4 protein-coding genes (1 of these 4 only partly in view) are annotated in these 20,661 nt (G+C 73.2%); 1 reads left to right on the top strand and 3 read right to left on the bottom strand.

Going from position 1 to position 20,661, the window contains the following annotated elements; all coding sequences use genetic code 11:
* The first annotated feature begins 320 nt into the window (after positions 1-320).
* A complete protein-coding gene (locus FXO23_RS33530; RefSeq protein WP_158889715.1) occupies positions 321-758 on the top strand; it encodes an SRPBCC family protein in 438 nt (145 codons plus the stop codon).
* Here FXO23_RS33530 and FXO23_RS33525 read toward each other — a convergent pair.
* The 3 genes in view from FXO23_RS33525 to FXO23_RS33515 are tightly spaced (at most 22 nt apart) and all read right to left on the bottom strand, a layout consistent with a single transcriptional unit that may run on beyond the window.
* On the bottom strand, positions 745-1,713 hold the full coding sequence (locus FXO23_RS33525) for an ABC transporter substrate-binding protein (protein ID WP_158889713.1): 969 nt from the start codon (positions 1,711-1,713) through the stop codon (positions 745-747). The two genes, FXO23_RS33530 and FXO23_RS33525, sit on opposite strands and share 14 nt — an antisense overlap.
* A gap of 22 nt (positions 1,714-1,735) precedes the next feature.
* Complete coding sequence (locus FXO23_RS33520; protein ID WP_158889711.1) at positions 1,736-10,741, bottom strand: non-ribosomal peptide synthetase; 9,006 nt, start codon at positions 10,739-10,741, stop codon at positions 1,736-1,738.
* Positions 10,738-20,661: the 3' portion of a non-ribosomal peptide synthetase gene (locus FXO23_RS33515; protein ID WP_158889709.1), read on the bottom strand. It continues 3,759 nt past the right edge of the window; 9,924 of the gene's 13,683 nt are visible here — the last part of the coding sequence; its start codon lies beyond the right edge, outside the window; the stop codon is at positions 10,738-10,740. Before FXO23_RS33515 ends, FXO23_RS33520 begins: the two co-directional genes overlap by 4 nt.

Here is a 20,661-nt window from a genome sequence, read left to right as displayed (position 1 = left end):
ACCCACCGGCAGCACATACACCAGCCAACCCGAACCACTCCACGAACCCCGCACATAGAATCAGTTCAAGTGGATGTCAGCGCGACGTTCATGACGCACCCGTAGCCGCAAGTCCGCACATCCAGGCTAAGCGCTCGACCAGCTACCGCGTCCCCCGCGCAGGTGCACCGAGTCCACGATCGTATGCGCCGACTCCAACCGCGCAGCCAGCACAGCATCACCGCCCACGCCGGATCGCTCGCGGTCCCGTTTGACATCTACATGCTCAACCTGGAATATAGACGATCGGGAATATCCGCACTCCAGGGGAGGTCAGGTCCATGCCCCAACGTACGCCGGATCTGTCGTCGCGGCCGTGGAGCGTGACGGTTGAGCGCACCCTGACCGCGCGTCCGGTCGCGGTCTACCGTGCCTGGACCGAACGGTTCGATGTCTGGTTCGCCGCCTCGGGCTCGGTGCTGATGAAACCCGAGGTCGACGTTCCCTTCTTCTTCGAAACCGAGTACGCCGGTACGCGACACCCGCACTGCGGCCGGTTTCTGCGGCTGGTTCCGGAGCGTCTGGTCGAGCTGACCTGGGTCACCTCCGGGACCGGCGGCCGCGAAACCGTGGTCACCGTCGAACTGTCCGCCGAGGGCGATGGGACCCGTGCACGGCTGACGCATGCGGGTTTTCCGGACCAGGAATCCCAGGAGGCGCATCGGCAGGCGTGGCCGCAGGTGCTCGCGCAGTTCGACGAACGGGTCAGGACTCCTTGAGGATCTTCTCGATCTCGTCCTGGAAGGCGAGCGCGGCCTTGTAATGCAGGGCGTAGAAGTTGCCGGTGGGGAAGGACTTACCCGCCTTGACTGCCCGGATTCCCTGGTATGCGGGCAAATCGATGATCGCCTGGGTGTCGGCGCTGGCCTTTCCGGCGTAGTCGGCCTGGTACAGGATCACGTCGGCTTCGTTGAGCTTGTCGAGGTTCTCGATGGAGAACTCGGGGGTGTTGTCCTTCGGATCGGTGATGCCCGCGCGGGCGAACTGGACGCCGAGGTCCTTGAGGATGGTGCCGCCCCACGACTCCTCGAGGTTGAGGCGCCATTTGCCGCCACCGCCGTTGATCAGCGCGAACTTGAGGCGGGCGAGTTTGTCGGCGTACTTCTGCTTGATCTCCGCGGCGCGGTCCTCGTACCGCTTCTTCAACGCCTCCGCTTCGGGACGTTTGCCCACGGCGTCCGCGGCCGCGATCACCCAGAGGGGCCAGGCGATTCCGGGCTCACCGGGGGCGCCGCCGAGGATCGCGGTGGGTGCGACCTTCTGGTAGTCCTCGATCTTGTGCCGATCCAGGTTGAGGAACTTGTTGCCCAGCACGAGATCCGGCCCCTGCGCGCCGACCTGCTCGATGTCGATCTCCAGGGCGTTGCCGACCTTCGGGATCTTCGCGTACTGGTCCGCGTACTCCGGGAAGATCGCGGCGCTGTCGCTGTAACCGGATGCGGTGGCCTTCGGCTGGTAACCGACGTCGAGCAGGCCGAAGTACGAGTACTGGTCGAGCGCGACGACGGCCTTGGGCGACGCGGGGATCTCGACGGTGCCGCTCGGCGTCGCGAACTGCCGCTTGGCGCCGTCCGCGCCGGCGTTCTCGTCGGTGGAGCCGCAGGCCGTCGCCAGAAGCAGCATCGCCGCCGTCAGCGCGGCGCCCACCTTCTTCCGATGAACGCGAACTGTCACAACATCCTCCTTTTGCTTTGGGTCAACTATCAGCATCGCCGGACGCCAGGCTTTCCAGAATCCGCTGCCAGAAATCGGCGATCGAATCCAGGATTTCGTCGGGGATGACTTCCGGCAGGTACGACCATTCCGCGGTGAGCGTTGGTCCCTCCGGGGTGTCGGTGACCGATGCGTTGATCGAGAGCGGATGCGTCGCGGGCGCGTCCGGATCGACGTCCCCGCCGAGCGCGTTCTCGTCGTCGGCCAAGCGCCAGTCCTGGTCCTGGACACCGCCGACCTCGAACCGGCCGACGTAGTTGAACAGCACCTCGGCGGCGGGCAGGCTCGCCAGTCCGGCGTCAACGGTGTAGCGCAGCAGGCCGTATCCGATTCCGTTGTCCGGCACGAAGTCCCGTCGCTCGCGGGCTTGCCGGGCGAGTGCCCGCACGGGCTCGGTTCCCGCGGGCAGCTCGAGCCGGAACGGGTACAGCGAGGTGAACCAGCCGACCGTGCGCGACAGGTCCGCGTCCCCGATCAACTTCTCCTCGCGCCCGTGCGCTTCGACGTCGACCAGGAATCCGGTGCCGCCCCGGTGCCGGGCCGCGGCGGTGGCCAGGGCGGCGACCAGCACGTCCTGCACCCCGCATTCGAACGCGGCCGGAATCGCGCCGATCAGTTCCCGGGTGGCGGCCGCGGATACGGTCACCCGGCGGTTGCGGCCGGTGCGGATCGTGTCGCGGGCCGGATCCAGCTCCCGGTCGCCCAGCCGGATGTCCGCCCCGGTCACCACCTCGCGCCAGTAGGGCAGCTCGGCCCGTTTCTCCTCCGCGAGCTCCGCCAGCCGCAGCGCCCAGGCCCGGAACGGAACCTCCACCGGCGGGGCCACCGGACCCCGCCCGGCGCCGAGTTCGGCCAGATCGGCGAAGAGCACGCGCCAGGACACCGCGTCGATCACGAAGTGGTGGACCATCAGCAGCAACCGCCCCGGCCGGTCCGCGCCCGCGTCGAACCACACCGCACGCACCATCTCCCCGGCGAACGGGTCGAGTTCGCGCACGGTCCGTTCGAACTCGCCGAACTCCGTTTCGAACAGGTTCGACAGCCGAGAGCCGGTGCGGTCGACCCGGCGCAGCAGCGCGGCGGGATCCACCTCGTCCGGTTGGCGGACGGTGACCGTCCAATCCGGACCCACCCGGGCCCGGAGGACGGCGTGCCGCTTGAGCAACCCGGCGAGCACCCCGGTCAGCTTCGGCAGGTCGATCCCCGCCGGAACCCGGAAGATCGCGTACTGGCTGAGCCGCCCGACCGGGCCACCGCGTTCCCGCTGGGCCAGCATGATCGGCGTGGGCGGGTAGTCCCCGGTCTCGGCGGCCACCGGAGCCGCCGGTCCGGTCACCGCGGTCACGGCTTCGGCGAGCGCGGCGACCGTGCGGGCCTCGAAGATCCGCCGGGGTGTCAGCCGGAGCCCGGCGGCACGCGCCCGGCTCACCGCCTGCATGGACAGGATGCTGTCGCCGCCCAGCGTGAAGAAGTCGTCCTCGATGCCCACCGAAGGAGCCCCGAGCACCTGCGCGAAAACCTCCGCCAGGACGCGTTCGGTGGGGGTCCTCGGTGGCGTGCCACCGCTCCCCGCGGGGTCGGGTGCCGCCCAGTCCGCGGTCGCCAGTGCGGCCCGGTCGATCTTCCCGTTGGGCGTCACCGGGAACCTCTCCAGCACCACCACCGCCACCGGCACCAGGTAGTCGGGCAACCGCGCCGCGAGGTGGGCACGCAGCGCCGGGCCGTCCACTTCGGACGCTACGGCGTAGCCCACCAGCCGCTGGGCTCCGCCGATCCGGCGCGCGACGACCTGCGCCTCGGACACCGCGGGGTGATCGGCGAGGCAGGTTTCGATCTCGGCGAGCTCGACCCGGTGTCCCCGCACCTTGACCTGGTCGTCCGCGCGGCCGAGGAAGACGATCCGGCCGTCCTCGGTCCAGCGCGCCAGATCCCCGGTCCGGTACATCCTCTCCCCCGGCCCGGCGAAGGGATCGGCCACGAACCGGCGAGCGGTGAGCGCGGCCGCGCCGAGGTAACCCCGGGCGAGCTGGTCGCCCGCCAGGTACAGCTCACCCGTGGTCCCCGGCGCGACCGGCCGGAGCGCGTGGTCGAGCAGGTAGGCCCGGGTGTTCGCGACCGGACGACCGAGCAACGGCTCCCGCGTCTCCGCCATGCGGGCGACCACGGTGTCCACCGTGCACTCGGTCGGCCCGTAGAAGTTGAACCCCTCGCTGCCCGGGTAGCCGCGGATTTCCGTCCACAGTGGAGCGGGCACCGCCTCGCCGCCGACCCCGACGACGGTCAGCGCGCAGCGCCCGTCGCGGACCAGCCCGGCGGCGGCGAGCTGGGCGAAATGGCCGGGGGTCACCTCGGCGAAGTCGATCCCGCGCTCGGCCAGGAACGCGGCCAGCGCTTCGGCGTCGGTCCGCGTGTCCTCGTCCACGACGTGCAGTTCGTGCCCGCCGAGCAGGCCGAGCATGGGCTGCCAGGAAGCGTCGAACGCGAACGACCAGATGTGGGCGATGCGCAGCGCCGGGCGGCCGGTGCGGGCCAGCGCGGGCTGGAACACCTCGCGGTCGTGGTTGGCGAACAGGTTCAGGATGTTCCGGTGCGGGACGACCACGCCCTTGGGACGCCCGGTGGAACCGGACGTGTAGATGACGTACACCGGATGCGCGGGCAGCAGCGGCCGCCCGCGTTCGGCGTCGGTGATCGGCCCGGTGGCCACCGCCGAGCGCTCCATCTCGTCGAACGTCAGCGCGGGCAGGCCCTCGAGCGGGCCGCCGTCGGTGATCGCGAGGACCGGTTTCGCGTCGGCGAGGATCTCCGCACTCCGCTGCGCGGGATGGTCCGGATCGAGCGGCAGGTAGGCGGCGCCGGACTTCAGCACGCCCAGGATGGCGACCGGGAACCGCTCGGTGCGCCGCAGGCTCAGCGCGATCAGCCGTTCCGGCCCGGCTCCGCGGGCGATCAGCAGCCGGGCCGCGGCGTTCGACCGCTCGTCGAGTTCGCGGTAGGTCAGCGCCCGGTCGCCGCCGCGGACCGCGAGCGCGTCCGGTGTCCGGCGCGCCTGCTCGGTGAACGCGGTCACCACGGTCGTTTCGGGCACCGGTAGCTCGGTCCGGTTCCAGGTCCGCACGATCCGGGTGCGCTCGCCGGGACCGAGCGGATCGACGCGGGCGAACGGGCGGTCCGCCAGCTCCGGCAGCGCGCCGAGCAGCCCGGTGAAGGTGTCGGCGAGCGCGCGCACGTCCTCGGCGGCGAGCAGTTCCGGGCGGTATTCGAGGATCAGCTCGAACCGGGGGCCGGGCGCGGCGACGACGGTCAGCGGGTAGTGCGTGGCGTCCTCGGCGTCCACCCCGGCGACCCGGATGCCCGCGGACCGCTGGCTCTCGCGCAGCGCTTCGGTGTCGACCGGATAGCTCTGGAAGATCACCAGGGTGTCGAACAGTTCCCCGGTTCCGGCGAGTCGCTGGATCTCGGCCAGGCTCAGGTACTGGTGATCGAGCAGCGCGGCCTGCTCGTCCTGGATCCGGGCCAGGAATGCGGCGACCGTTTCGGCGGGACGGGTCGTGATCCGCACCGGCAGGGTGTTGATGAACAACCCGATCATCCGGTCGGCCCCGGCGAGATCGGCCGGGCGCCCGGACACGGTCGCGCCGAACACCACGTCCCGCCGCCCGGTGCGGTGCCCGAGCAGCAGGGCCCACAGTCCCTGGACGACGGTGTTGAGCGTCAGACCGGAGTCGCGCGCCCAGGCGGTGAGCCGGTCCGTCCGCTCCTCGCTCAGCCGTGCGGTGAGCTTCTCCGGCAGGGAGCCCACCCGGCCCGCCCCCGGGGCGAGCAGGCACGGACCCTCCACATCGGACAACGCGGCACGCCACGCCCGGGTCGCGGCTTCGCGGTCCTGCTTTCCCAGCCATTCCAGGAAGTTCCGGTACGGCCGCGGGCGCGGCAGCGCCGCGGGATCGGCGTAGAGGTCCAGCAGCTCCTGGCCGAGCAGCGGCGCGGACCACCCGTCGAGCACGATGTGGTGACTGGTGATCAGCAGCCGGTGCCCGGCCGGGCCGAGGTCGAACAGCAGGAATCGGACCAGCGGCGGGCGGTCGAGGTCGAACGGGCGGATCCGCTCCTCGGCGGCGAGTTCCGCGACGCGTTTCTCGGCGAGCGGATCCTCCCCGGTCAGTTCGGCCACCTGCCAGTCCAGGGCAGGCCCGGTGCCGACGTACTGCACCGCGCGGCCGGTGCTCAGGTACCGGAACCCGGCGGTGAGGTTCGGGTGGCGGCGCAGCAGGGCGCCCGCGGCGCGGCGCAGCCGGTCCGCGTCGGCGTCCCGCAGGTCGAGCAGTTGCTGGGTGACGTAGACGTCCAGCCCGCCGGAGTCCGGGTCGTCGAAGGAGGCGAGGAACAGCATGCCCTCCTGCAACGGGGAGAGCGGCCACAGTTCGGTCAGCCCCGCGATCCCCGCGGTGGCCTCGTCCACCTCGTCCTCGGTGAGGTCCAGCAACGGGAAATCGCCGGGCGACCAGCCACCGATGTCCGCTGTGGACAGATGGTCCGCCAGGATCATGCAGGCCAGCTCCCATTCCGCGGTCAGCTCTTTAACGTCCTCTTCGGACAGTGCGTCGGGAACGTAGGTCCAGGTCGTGGTGAGCACCGGCTCGCCGTCCTGCTCGGTGACCACGGCGTTGACCTCGAGCGGATGGGTCACCGGCACCTCCGGATCGAGGTCACCGCCCAGGCCCGCGTACCGCCCGCCCGGTGCCCAGTCCCGTTCGGCGCCCGGTTCGTCCGTGCCGAACCGGCCGAGGTAGTTCACCAGCACCTCGGCCCGGCCCAGTGCGGCCAGTTCGGCGGCGGACTCGGCGTGCAGGTACCGGAGGATCCCGAAGCCGTGCCCGTGCGCGGGCACGCGCGACCGGGCGTCCTTGACCCGGGTGAGCACGCGGCCGGGGTTCGTGTCCGAATCGATCCCGGCGAGGTCGAGCCGTTGCGGGACGACCGTGGTGAACCAGCCGACCGTGCGGGACAGGTCGAGGTCGTCCTCGCGGCCGTGGCCCTCGGTCTCCACGAGCACCGCGTCCCCGCCGCGGACCCGGGTGATCGCGACGGCGAGGGCCGCGAGTACCGCGTCCTGCATGCTCGCCCGGTACCGCGGCACCCCGGCGAGCATCGTCGCGGTGATGTCGGCGGGCAGGGTGATCCGCACGTCGCGGGTGGCGCCCGCGGTGTCGGTCTCCGGATTCAGGGGGCGACGGGCGAGCCGGGCGGCGGGGCCGCCGAGCACCGCACGCCAGTGGCCGAGTTCGGGCAGGTGTCCAGGCACGCGGGCGGCCAGCCGGGTGGCCCAGGCCCGCACGGAGGTCGGCACCGGGTCCAGGCGAGGCGGCTCGTTCCGCGCCACCGCCTGCCACGCCCGCGCCAGATCGGCGAACAGGATGCGCCACGACACTCCGTCGACGACCAGGTGGTGGATGACCAGCAGCAGGCGACCGGGCCGCTCGGAGCCCGCGTCGAACCACACCGCGCGGACCAGAATCCCGGCCGCCGGATCGAGCGCGCGTTCGGCCGTGTTCGCGTGCTCGTGCACGACGGTGTCCGCGGGGTCGCCGTCCACCGCGACCCGGACCAGCAGCGAAGCAGCGGAAACCGTGCCCGGATGCGGGATGTGCAGCCGCCCGTCCGCGCCGAGCCGGGCCCGCAGCGCGTCGTGCCGGTCGAGCACGGCGCCCAGCACCGCGCCCAGTTCCTCGGCGCGCAGCCCGGCGGGGGTGCGCACGACGGCCGACTGGCTGAACCGGGCGGGCACTCCCCCGCGCTCCCGGAACGCCGCGAGCAGCGGAGTCGGCGGCACCTCGCCGATCGCGGACACGGCCGTTCCGGCGGCGGGATCCACCGGAACGGCCACCTCGGCGAGGGCCGCGACCGTGCGGTGTTCGAAGATCTGCCGCGGTGTCACCCGCAGCCCCGCCTGCCGGGCGCGGGCGACCACCTGCAGGGACAGGATGCTGTCGCCACCGAACCCGAAGAAGTCGTCCTCCACCGCGATCGACGGCAGCCCCAGCACCGCGGCGAACGCCTCGGCGAGCACGGTTTCCTCGCCCGTGCGCGGATTCGTCCGGCCGACCAGCCCGGACAGGTCCGGGGCGAACTCCGCTCCGGTGGCCAGGGCGCCGCGGTCGACCTTCGCGTTGACCGTCAGGGGCAACCGGTCGAGCACCACCACGACCGCGGGCACCGCGTAGTCGGGCAGCCGCGCGGCGAGTTCCGCCCGCAAGCCCGCCGGAACGGGACGCGCACCCGCTTCCGCGACGACGTAGGCCACCATCCGGCGCACCCCCGGCTGGTCCTCGCGGATCACCGCCACCGCGTCGGCGACCCCCGGCTGCTTCCGCAACGCGGTCTCCACCTCGCCGAGTTCGACGCGGAAACCGCGGATCTTGACCTGGTGGTCGACCCGGCCGAGGAACTCGATCTCGCCGTCCCCGGTCCACCGCACCAGGTCTCCGGTGCGGTACATGCGGTCCCCCGGCGCGCCGAACGGGTTCGCGACGAACCGGTTCGCGGTCAGCCCGGGCAGGCCGAAGTATCCGCGCGCGAGCCCGCCGGCCAGGTACAGCTCCCCGGCGAATCCGGGCGGCACCGGTCGCAGGTCCGGGTCCAGCACGTAGGCCTTCTTGTTGGGGTCCGGCAGGCCGATCAGCACCGGCGACCCGGCACGGCACCGCCACAGCGTGGCGTTGACCGTGGCCTCGGTCGGCCCGTAGGCGTTGAACATCGGGTGCTCGCGGGTCCACCGGTCCACCAGATCCGTGGTGCACGCGTCGGTTCCGGAGATCACCGTGATTCCGGGCGGCAGGCTGCCGTCCGGGATCGTGCCGAGTGCCGAAGGCGGCACGAACATGTGCGTCAGCCGGTGCGCCACCGCGAACTCGGCCAGTTCCGGGCCCAGGCGGCTCTCCTCGGGCACCACGACCGCGGTCGCCCCGACCAGCAGCTGCGTGGACAGTTCCGCCAGGGAGACGTCGAAACTCGGGGAGGCGAACCCGAGCACCCGGCAGCCGGGTCCACTTCGGACGGAGTCGGCGAACATGGCCACCAGATCCGGCACCCCGCGGTGCGGTACGAACACCCCCTTCGGTTTCCCGGTGGAGCCGGAGGTGTAGATGAGGTAGGCGGGATGGTCCGGATCCAGCGGGGCCACGCGTTCGGCGTCGTCGACGGGGCCCGCGGGCAGCGCGGCCAGTGCGGCGGCGGTTTCGGGGTCGTCCAGGAGAACCAGGGGGACGTCGTGCTCGCGCAGCCGGTCGGCCGCCGCGAGGCCGGTGAGCACCAGCGCCGGATCGGCGTCGGTGAGCATGTGCGCGATCCGGTCGGCGGGGTATTCGGGATCGAGCGGCAGGTAGGCCGCTCCGGCGAGTTCGACGCCGAGCATCGCGGTGAGGAAGTCCAGACCCCGGTTCAGCGCGATGCCGACGATCCGTTCCGGTCCGATGCCCCGGCCGATGAGCAGCCGCGCGATCCGGGCGGCCCGGCCGTGCAGTTCGCCGTAGGTGACCGCGCGGTCGCCGTCCTCGACGGCCGGGGCGTCCGGCCGGGCGAGCGCCTGCGCGGTGAACAGTTCGGTGAGGGTTTCCCCGGCCCGGGGCAGGGTGGCGGAGTTCCATCCGGTGAGCACGCGGTGGCGCTCCTCCGGGGTGGTCAGTTCGACCGAACCCACCCGGACCCCGGCCCGTTCGGGCAGGGTGGCGAGCAGGCCGGTGAGCAGGTCGCCGACGCGGCGGACCAGATCCGCGCCGAGCACGTCGGCGCGGTAAGCCAGCACCAGGCCCAGTTCGTCGCCGGGCAGGGCGACCAGGCTCAGCGGGTAATGCGTGACGCTGCGGACGTCGACCGCCGCCACGCGCAATCCGGCCGCCTCGTCCGCGCGGCGCAGCCGCCCCGCGTCGGCGGGGGCGTTCTGGAAAACGGTGAGCGTGTCGAACAGTTCGCCGTGGCCGGTCTGGCGCTGGATCTCGGCGAGGCCGAGGTACTGGTGGTCCAGCAGCGCGGTCTGCGCGTCCTGCACCCGGGTCAGCAGGTCACCGAGGCGCTCCCCCGGATCCAGCCGCACCCGGACCGGCAGCGTGTTGATGAACAACCCGATCATCCGGTCCACATCGGACAGTTCTGCGGGGCGGCCGGAGACCGTGGTCCCGAACACCACGTCCCGGCGGCCGGTCAGCTTGCCGAGCACGACCGCCCACAGCCCCTGCAGCACCGTGTTGAGGGTGATCCGGTGGGCCCGGGCCCAGGCGGTGAGCGCCGCGGTCCGCTCGGCGGGCAGGGTCAGCACCAGCTCCTCGGGGAAGGCGACCGTGCGATCGGCGCCGTCCGGGCCGAGCAGGGTCGGTTCGGCGAGGCCGGACAGCGCTTCGCGCCAGGCCGCGCGGGCCGCGTCCCGATCCTGCCGGGCGAGCCAGCCGAGGTAGTCGCGATAGGCGGGAGCGGGCGGGAGCGCGCTTTCGTCCCCGCCGGTCCCGTACAGGGTGAGCAGTTCCTCGCCGATCAACGGTCCGGACCACCCGTCCAGGAGCAGGTGGTGGGCGGTGAAGACCAGTCTGTGCCGCTCCGCCCCGAGCCGGACGAGCCGCAGCCGCACCAGCGGTGGCCGGGTGAGGTCGAACCGCCGGGTCCGGTCCGCCGCAAGCGCTTCGGCCAGCGCGGCCTCCGGCTCGCCGGTGCCGGAGAGATCGGTTTCCTCCCACGGAAGTTCGACGCCGTGCGGGATCACCTGGACGGTCTCCCCGGACTTGCGCGGCCGGAACGCCGCCCGCAGGTTCGGGTGGCGGCGCAGCAGCGCCGCTCCGGCCGCCCGCATCCGTTGCGGCTCCAGCGGGCCGTCGAGGTCGAACACCTGCTGGACGGTGTACACGTCCGCCGCCTCGCTGTCCCATGTGGACAGGAACAGCAGGCCCTCCTGAAGCGGGGACAGGGGCAGGACGTCCTGCACGCCGCGGGCGGTGGTCACGCATCGCTCCAATCTCCGGCGAGTTCGGCGAACTCGTCGTCGTCCAGGTCGAGCAGGGGTGTCTCCGGCGCCGCCGGCTGGTCCGGTCCCACCGGAACCGCGGTCTCGGCGAGGGCGGCGATCGTCCGCAGTTCGAACACCTGCCGCGGGGTCAGGCGCAACCCCTCGGCGCGGGCCCGGCCGACCAGGTGCAGCGCGAGAATGCTGTCCCCGCCGAGGGCGAAGAAGTCGTCCAGCACCCCGATCCGGTCCAGCCCCAGCACGTCCGCGGCGCAGGTGGCGAGCAGCTGTTCGGTGTCGGTGCGCGGCGCCACGGCACCGGACTCGGCGCCCGCGTCCGGCCGCGGCAGTGCGGCCCGGTCGAGCTTTCCGTTGGGCGTCAACGGGAACTCCGCCAGCCAGGTGAACGCGGCGGGCAGCAGGTGCTCGGGCAGCCGTTCGCCGAGTTCCGCCCGCAGCTCGGTGGCCGACCGGCGCTGCCCGGTCAGGTAGGCGATCAGCCGGGTCCCGGCGGGGCCGCCGTCCGCGACGACCTCGGCGCCGGTGACCCCGGGCAGGCTCGCGAGGGCCGCGGCGACCTCCCCGAGTTCCACCCGCAGGCCGCGGATCTTCACCTGGTCGTCGGTGCGCCCGAGGTACTCGAGCACGCCGTCCGCGCGGCGGCGGCCGAGATCGCCGGTGCGGTACAGCCGGGAACCCGGTGGGCCGAACGGATTCGCGACGAACCGGGTCGCGGTCAGCCCGGGGCGGTTCAGGTAACCCCGCGCGAGTTGCACACCGGAGAGGTGGATCTCCCCGGTCCGCCCGTGCGGAACTGGCCGCAACGCGCGGTCCAGCACGTGCACGCCGGTGTTCCACACCGGGCGGCCCAGCGGGATCGCGGCACCCGGATCGCCGGACCGGGTGTCGTGACCGGTCACGTCCACCGCGGCCTCGGTCGGCCCGTAGAGGTTGTGCAGTTCGGCGCCGGGCAGCACCGAACGCGCAGTGCGCACCAGCTCGCCGGTGAGCGCCTCCCCGCTGCAGAACACCCGCCGCGGCGCCAGCCCGGCGGCCGCGGGTTCGGCGAGGAACGGCCGGAGCATGGACGGTACGAAGTGGACGGCGGTGATCCGCTGATCCCGGATCAGCCCGGCGAGATAGGCCGGGTCCCGGTGTCCCCCGGGCTCGGCGACCACCAGCGTGCCCCCGGTGAGCAGCGGGAGAAACAGTTCCCAGACCGAGACGTCGAAGGAGATCGGGGTCTTCTGCAGGGTCCGGTCGTCCGGGCCGAACCCGTACTCCGCGGCCATCCAGCGCAGCCGGTTGACGATCGCCCGGTGGTCGACCACGACCCCCTTGGGCTGCCCGGTCGAACCGGAGGTGTGGATGACGTACGCCGGGGCGGTGTCCGGGACGCTGACCGCGGCCAAGGCTCCGGTACCCGCGAGCAGGGTGGCCAGCAGTTCCGGGGTCACCAGCACGGCCGGGGCCGCGTCGGCGGTCAGGTACTCGCGGCGCGCCGCCGGGTAGCCGGGATCGATCGGCACATACGCGGCGCCGCAGCGGTGCACCGCGTGCAGCACCGCGACCAGCTCGATCGACCGGTCCAGCGCGACGCCGACGAGCGTGCCCGGGCCCGCGCCCCGATCGGCGAGTCCGGCGGCCAGGCGGGCGACGAGCGCGTCGAACTCCGCGTAGCTCAGCGAACGATCGGCGGTGGTGATCGCCTCCGCGTCCGGGGTGCGCGCGACCTGCGCGGCGAACAGGTCCGGCAAGGTCGCCGGTTCGATTTCCCTTGCCGCACCGAAGGATTCGGTCGGGGACTCCCCGCCGGGCAGCGGCAGCCGCCCGAGCGGGAGCGCGGGATCGCGGGCGAACTCGGCGAGCACCCCGGACAGCCGTTCGAGCGCGGCCCGGGCCGAGGCCCGGTCCACGGCGTCCGGCCGGAAGTCCGCACCGAGGGTCAACCGCTCCCCCGGCACGGCGACCACGGTCAGCGGGTAGTGGGTGGCGTCCGCACCGGTGACCGATTCGACCACCAGGCCCGCCGCCGCCTCGGCACGGTCCAGGCCGTCCTGGTCGACCGGGTAGCTTTCGAACACCAGCAGGGTGTCGAACAGTTCGCCGGTGCCCGCCCAGCGCTGGATCCGGGCCAGTCCGGTGTGCTGGTGATCGAGCAGGCGCGCTTGCTCGGCGTGCACGCGGCGCAGCAGTTGCCCCGGCGTCTCGCCGAGATCGAGCCGGATCCGCACCGGGATGGTGTTGATGAACAGGCCGATCATCCGGTCGGCGCCGGGCAGTTCGGCGGGGCGGCCGTGCACGGTGGTGCCGAACACCACGTCCGCGCGCCCGGTGAGCTCCCCCAGCACGACCGCCCAGGCGGTGCTGATCAGGGTGCTCAGCGTCATGCCTTCCGTACGTGCCAAGGCACTCAGCCGCGCGGTCACCGCAGCGGGTAGTTCGCTCGTGATCCGCTCCGGCCGGGCGGTGCCCGCGACCGCCGGGGCCAGCCGGGTGGGACCGTCCACTCCGGACAGGGCGGCCCGCCAGGCGCGCTCCGCCGCCGCGGTGTCCTGCCGCGCGAGCCAGGCCAGGTGGTCGGCGTACGGGCGGACCGGCGGCAGCGCCGAGGGGTCGGCACGGGTGCCGTAGAGGGTGAACAGTTCGTCCGCGAGGAGCGGGCCGGACCAGCCGTCGGCCAGGATGTGGTGGTAGCCGAGCACCAGCCGGTGGCGGTTCGCGCCGATCCGGAGCAGCGTCAGCCGCAGCAGCGGCCCGCAGCCGAGGTCGAAGCGCGCGGTCGCCGCTTCCGCGGTCTCCCGCTCGAGTTCCGCTTCCGGTCGCCCGGACAGGTCCGCGAACCGCCACGGCAGTTCGGCCGACACGGGCACCACCTGCACCGCGGCCCCGGACCGGAGCTGCCGGAAGCTCGCCCGCAGGTTCGCGTGCCGCACCAGCAACGCGTTTCCGGCGGCGCGGAACCGATCCGGCTCCACCGGCCCGGACAACTCGTAGACCTGCGCGACCGTGTAGACGTCCACCTCGTCGAAGGCCGCCCGGAAGAACAGCCCTTCCTGCAACGGCGAGAGCGGCAGCACGTCCGCCGGTTCCGAATCGGCCAGCTCGTCCACATCGGACTGCGTGAGCGCGGCGAGCGGGAAGTCCGACGGGGTGAGCGCGGACGCCTTGTTCACCGCAGCGGCGAGTTCGGTCAGCGCCGCCTGCCATTCCCGGGCCAGCGAACGCACGTCGTCCGCGGCGAAGATCCCTCGGGCGAAGGCGAATTCCCCGTGCAGCCGGGGCCCCTCGGGATGCCGGACGGTCACCGCGTTGATCTCCAGCGGATGGCTCACCGGGGTGAGCCGATCCGCGCTCCCGTCGAGCGCGGCGGATTCCGGCGCGGGCGCCCATGCGGTGGTCCCGTCGGCGGATCCCAATCTCCCCAGGTAGTTGAACAGGATCGACGGCGTCTCTTCGCGCGGTGTGAAACCGCGGTCCAGCGCGTCCGGCAGCGCGCGCAGCTGCTCCTTGACCGCCTTGAGCCAGTCGATCGGTTCGCCGGTGACGCCGCCGACGCGGGCCGGGTACACGGTGGTGAACCAGCCGACGGTCCGGGACAGGTCGGTGCCGGGGACCAGATGCTCGTCCCGGCCGTGGCCTTCCAGGTCCAGCAGCAGGCCACCGGTGTCGGCCAGACCGCGTTCCGCACGCCAGCGCGCGGCGGCGAGGGCGAGCCCGGCGAGCAGGACCTCCTGGACCCCGGCCCGCGCGGCGGCGGGAACCCGGGCGAGCAGGGGCTCGGTCAGCTCGGCGGGCAGCACCAGTTCGTGGGTGTCCACTGTGGACCTGGTGTCGCGGGCCGGGTCCAGGGCGCGTTCCGCGCCGAGCGCGGGGGACCCGCGCAGCACCTCGGCCCAGGCTTCCGGTCCGGCGCCCGTGCGTTCGCGCAGCGCGGCCGACCAGGCGGGCAGCGAAGTCGCCTCGGGCGCCAGCGCGACGGGTCTCCCCGCGCGCAGCTGGGTCCAGCCCTCGGCCAGATCGTCGAGCAGGATCCGCCAGGACACCCCGTCGATCACCAGGTGGTGGGCCACCAGCAGCAACCGCCCGGGCCGGTCCGGGCCGCCGTCGAACCAGACCGCGCGCAGCATCCGCCCGGCGGCCGGATCCAGCTCCGCCAGCTCCGCGGCGAACTCCGCCCGGATCCGTTCCGGGACCACCGGCTCCTCGACGCGCCGCAGCAGATCCGCGGCGACGACCGCGCCGCGCGGGCGGATCCGGTAGACCCACTCGGGTTCGAGCGTCGCCCGGAGCGCGTCGTGGGTGTCCAGCAGCGCACCGAGCAGCGTGGTCAGCTCGGCGAACGTGGCCCCGGCGGGAACGGTGACCAGCATCGACTGGCTGAACCGGCGGGTGTCCCCGCCGAGCGCGCGCAGCGATTCCATCACCGGCAGCAGCGGAACGATCCCGGAACCGTCCGGCGCCAAGCCACCAACCGAGACGATCGGCCGGTCGGGTTCCGCGAGCGGCGCCAGCGCGGCCGGGGTTCGCCGCTCGAACACCTGCCGCGGGGTCACCCGGTATCCCGCCTTGCGCAGCCGGGCGATCAGTTGCAGGGACGAGATGCTGTCCCCGCCGAGGGCGAAGAAGTCGTCCCCGGCGCCGACCGATTCGAGCCCGAGCACCGCGGCGAACGCTTCGGTCAGCGCGGTTTCCACCGGTCCGCTCGGTGCGAGCTTCCCGGTCGCGGCGGCGAAATCGGGGGCGGGCAACCCGGCCCGATCGAGTTTCCCGCTCGGTGTGAGCGGAAGCGCGGGCAGGACCAGCACGGTCGCGGGCACGAACGTCTCGGGCAGCGTTTCGCGCACCGCGGCGAGGACCGCCTCCGGCTCCACGTCCCCGGTCACGTAACCCGCGAGCACCGGGCCCGCCTGCCCGGTGTGCACGCGGGAGGCGGCGCCGATGACCCCCGGGACGCCGCGCAGCGCGTGGTCGATCTCGCCGAGTTCGATCCGCTGTCCGCGCAGTTTCACCTGGTCGTCGGTGCGGCCGTGGTAGGCGAGCGTGCCGTCGCCGAGCCAGGATGCCAGGTCCCCGGTCCGGTACATCCGGTCCCCCGGCGCGCCGAACGGATCGGCGACGAACCGCTCCGCGGTGAGCCCGGCCCGGCGCAGGTATCCCCGCGCGAGCTGGGCACCGGCCAGGTACAGCTCGCCGGGCACGCCCGGGGCGACCGGGCGCAGCGCGGCATCCAGGACGTACGCGCGGGTGTTCCACACCGGACGTCCGATCGGGACCGGACGGGAACCGTTCTCTTCCGCGGTGTCCCATGCGGTCACGTCGACGGCGGCCTCGGTCGGACCGTAGAGGTTGTGCACCGCCACGCCGAGCACCTCCCGGGCCCGGATGGCGAGTTCGGCGGGAAGTTCCTCACCGCTGCAGAGCACCCGGCGCAGCACCCCGGCGCACTTCGCGGCGGCCGGTTCGGCGAGGAACGCGGCCAGCATCGACGGTACGAAGTGGATGGTCCCGATCCGCTCCTCCCGGATCACCCGGGCCAGGTAGGCCGGATCGCGGTGCCCGCCGGGCTCGGCGAGCACGAGCGTGCCGCCGGTGAGCAGGGGCAGGAAGAACTCCCACACCGAGACGTCGAACGAGGCCGGGGTCTTCTGCAGGGTCTTCTCCCCCGGCGCGAACCCGTACTCGTCCGCCATCCACAGCAACCGGTTCACGATGGCCGCGTGCTCGACCACGACCCCCTTGGGCCGCCCGGTCGAACCCGAGGTGTAGAGCACGTACGCCGCGTCGCCGGGGCCCGCCGCGACCGGCTCCGGTCCGACCGGTCCGTCCACAGAGGACACGAATTCCGGGGTGACGAGGAGCGAAGGCTCGGCGTCGGCGAGCAGGAACTCCGCCCGTCCGGCGGGCAGGCCCGGATCGACCGGCAGGTAGGCCGCACCGCACCGGTGCACCGCGTGCAGCACGGCCACCAGGTCCGCCGACCGCGGCAGGCGCACGGCGACCACGGCGCCCGGTCCCGCGCCGCGAGCGCGCAGCGCCGTGGTCAGCGCGTTCACCCGGGCGTCGAGTTCGGCGTAGGTCAGCTCCCGGCCGTGCTCGGACAGGGCGATCCCGTCCGGGGTCCGCGCCACCTGGGCGGCGAACAGGTCGGGCAGCGTGGTTTCCGGCACCGGATGCGCGGTGTCGTTCCAGTGCCGCAGCACCCGGTCCCGTTCGCCGCCGGTGAGCAGGTCGGCGCGGGCCAGCGGGGTGGCGGGGTTGCCGATCAGCCAGGCGATGGCCCGGGTGAGCACCCCGGCGAGCCGGGCCGCGGCGGCGGAGTCCAGGGACCCGGGCCGGTGGCGCAGGGTGAGGCGCAGCCCGTCCGCCGGGGCGGCCAGCAGGGTCACCGGGTAGTGCGTCGCGTCCCGTTCGGACACTCCGGTGACGGTGAGCCCGGCCACCCGTTCGGCCTCGGCCAGGGCCACCTCGTCGACCGGGTAGCTCTCGAACACCAGGAGGCTGTCGAACAGCTCGCCCGTGCCGAGGGCGCGCTGGATCTCGGCCAGCCCGATCTGGTGGTGCTCCAGCAGGCGGGCCTGCTCGGCCTGGATCCGGCCGAGCAGCTCCGCTCCGGTCTCCGCGGGCCGGAACCGGACGCGGACCGGAACGGTGTTGATGAACAACCCGATCATCCGGTCCGCGCCGTCGAGGTCTCCCGGGCGCCCGTGCACGGTCGCGCCGAACACGACGTCCGTCCGCCCGGTCCAGGCCGCCAGGGTGAGCGCCCAGGCGGCCTGGACGACGGTGTTCAGGGTCAGCCCCTGTTCGCGCGCCAGGGCGGCCAGCGCCCGCGAAGCCACCACCGGCAGCGGAACCCGCAGGTCTTCCGGCAGCCCGGCCGGGGTCGCACCGGGCGCGACCAGGGTGGCCGTGTCCACTTCGGACAGTGCGGTCCGCCAGGCCCGCAGCTCGGCCTCGGCATCCCGTCCGGCGAGCCGCCGCAGGTATTCGCGGTAGTCGGCGGCCGCGGGCAGTGCCGCGGGGTTTCCGCCGTTCCCGTAGAGCGTGAACAGCTCGCGGCCGAAGAGCGGACCGGACCAGCCGTCCATCAGCAGGTGGTGGTGGGTGAGCACGAACCGGTGGCCGCCGTCCGGCCGGTGCACGACCAGGGCCCGCAGCAGCGGCGGCGCGGCCGGGTCGAAGGGCGCCTCGCGATCCTCGGCGATCAGCCGGGCGCACTCCGCCTCGGCGGCCACTGAGTCCATTGTGGACAAATTGAGATTCCGCCAGGGCACCTCGGCCCGTTCCGGGATGAACTGCACCGGACGTCCCGCATCGTGCTGCGCGAATCCGGCCCGCAGGTTCGGGTACCGGTCCAGCACGGCGTGCAGGCAGCGGCGCAGCAGGCCGGTGTCCAGCTCGCCGGTCAGCTCGAAGACCTGCTGCACGGTGTAGACCGCGGCCTCGCCGAGCTCGGTGAGGAAGAACAGCCCTTCCTGCAACGGGGAAAGCGGCCAGGCGCCCTCGGTGAGCGCCACCTCGGCGCCGGTGGCGGGTTCGTCGCGCACCGCCACCGCGGCGAGTTCGGCGACGGTCTGCCGTTCGAACACCTGGCGCGCGGTGACCCGCCATCCGGCGGCCCGCAGCCGGGACACCACCTGGATCGACGAGATGCTGTCGCCACCGAGCGCGAAGAACCCGGCGCCGGTCCCGATCGTGTCCAGGCCGAGCACCTGCCGGAACGCCTCGGCGACCGCCCGTTCGGCCGCGGTGCCCGGTTCCGCGCCGGTGTCCGCGTCCGGTTCGGGCGCCGCCCAGTCCGCTGTGGACAGTTCTCGCCGGTCGACCTTGCCGCTGGCGTTGACCGGCAGGGTGTCCAGCACCACGACCGCCGACGGCACGAGGTAGTCGGGCAGGACCGCGGCGAGTCCGCGCCGCAGTTGCCCGGGTTCGAGCCGTTGCCCGGCTGCGGGCACCACGTAGGCCACCAGCCTGGGCTCACCGCCGTCCCGCCGCGCGACGGCCGCGGCGGCGGCGATCTGGGGACGCTGGGCGAGCGCGGCCTCCACCTCGGCCGGTTCGATCCGGAACCCGCGGATCTTGAGCTGGTCGTCGATCCGGCCGAGGAACTCCAGGTCCCCGTCCGCCCACCGCACCCGGTCCCCGGTGCGGTACATCCGCGTTCCCGGCTTGCCGAACGGATCGGCGACGAACCGTTCGGCCGTTGCCGCGGGCGCCCGCCAGTAGCCGCGGGCGAGCGCGTCCCCGGCGACGTACAACTCCCCCGGCACGCCCGCCGGAACCGGATTCAACGCGGTGTCCAGGACGTACACCACGCGCCCGGTGTCCGGCCGCCCGATCAGCACCCGGCCGGTGAACTCCGCCGGGCACGTCCACACCGTCGCGTTGACCGTGGTCTCGGTCGGACCGTAGGCGTTGCACACCCGGCGCCCCGGCGCCCAGCGCGCGAGGAGTTCGGCGGGCACGCGGTCGGACCCCACCACGATCGTGGTGCCCGCGGGCAACCCGCGCGGGGGCAGGGAATCCAGCGCGGCGGGTGGCAGGTCGACATGGGTCAGGTCGTGCCGGGCCGCGTAGGCGGCGAGCCCCGCGCCGAGCCGTTCTTCCTCCCCCGGAATGCACAAGGTCCCGCCGGACAGCACGGACATCGCGAGTTCCTCGGCGAACACGTCGAAGGCGGGCGTGGTGAACTGCAGGACCCGCGCACCCGGACCGGCGCCGTAGGTGTGCACGGCGGTGTGCACCAGGGCGCCGATCGCCGCCTGCGAGACGAGCACGCCCTTGGGCCGCCCGGTCGATCCGGACGTGTGGATCAGGTACGCCGCGCCACCGGTCCGCGCGGGGCCGGGAACCGGCGCGGCTTCGGAGTCTTCGCCGGGATGCAGCACCGGCACGCCGTCCGGTACGTGCGCGCCGGGTTCGGCGACCGCGGCCACCGGGCCGGTCGCCGCGGTGAGTTCGGCCAGCCGGGCCGGTGGGGTCCCGGGCGCGACCGGGACGAACACGGCGCCCGCCTTGGCCACGGCGAGGAACGCCACCACCGCTTCGGCACCCCGGCCGAGCAGGACGAGCACGGTTCGCTCCGGCCCGGCGCCGCACGCGGCGAGCCGCCCGGCCAGCCGGTCGCTCTCCGCGTCGAGTTCGGCGTAGGTCAGCGAACGCCGGTCGGTCCGGACCGCTTCGGCGCCGGGATCTCGCACCACGGCTTCGGCGAACAGTCCGGCGATCCCGCGCCGATCGGCGGCCGGTTCGGCGCGTCCCCGGTCCAGCAGGAGCCGCCGCTCGTCCCCGGTGAGCAGGTCCGCCGCGGTCACCGGCCGGTCGGGCCGGGCGACCAGTTCGGTGAGCAGCCGCACCAGCAACGCGGCGATCCGCTCGGCGGTCGACCGGTCGAACAGGTCGGTGCGGTAGAGCACCGCCCCGCGCACGTCGCCCGGTCCGAGGTTGACGAACTCGAAGTCCAGATCGAACTTGGCCACCGGGAAGTGCACCCGCTGCGGGGCCACGGTCAGCTCCCCGTGCGCTTCCGGCTCGAAATCGGCGTGCTGGTAGGCGATGCCCACCTGGAACAGCGGATGGTGCGCGAGCGAACGCCGCGGCCGGAGCCGGTCCACCAACCGGTCGAACGGGAGGTCCTGGTGCGCGAACGCGGCGAGGTCGGCCGTGCGCACCCGGTCCACCAGTTCCCGGAAGGCAGGCCGCCCGCGCAGATCCGTGCGGAGCACCACGGTGTTGGTGAAGAACCCGGCGACCTCGTCCAGTGCGGGGTCGCCGCGCCCGGCCACCTGGGTGCCGAGCGGGATATCGGTTCCGGCGCCCAGCCGGTGCAACAGGGTCGCCACCGCGGCCTGCGCGAGCATGAACTGGGTGGCCCCGCATTCCGCGCCCAGGGCGCGCAGCCGTTCGGCGACCTGCGG

The sequence above is a fragment of the Amycolatopsis anabasis genome (genome assembly GCF_009765355.1).
GTDB classification, from domain to species: Bacteria; Actinomycetota; Actinomycetes; order Mycobacteriales; family Pseudonocardiaceae; genus Amycolatopsis; species Amycolatopsis anabasis.
Note: the sequence above shows the minus strand (reverse complement) of the source record. Positions and strands in the feature narration are given on the sequence as shown.

What these genes read in the sequence shown, in the direction of transcription:
- FXO23_RS33530 (WP_158889715.1), top strand. Translation starts at nt 321, where the DNA reads ATGCCCCAACGTACGCCGGATCTGTCGTCGCGGCCGTGGAGCGTGACG.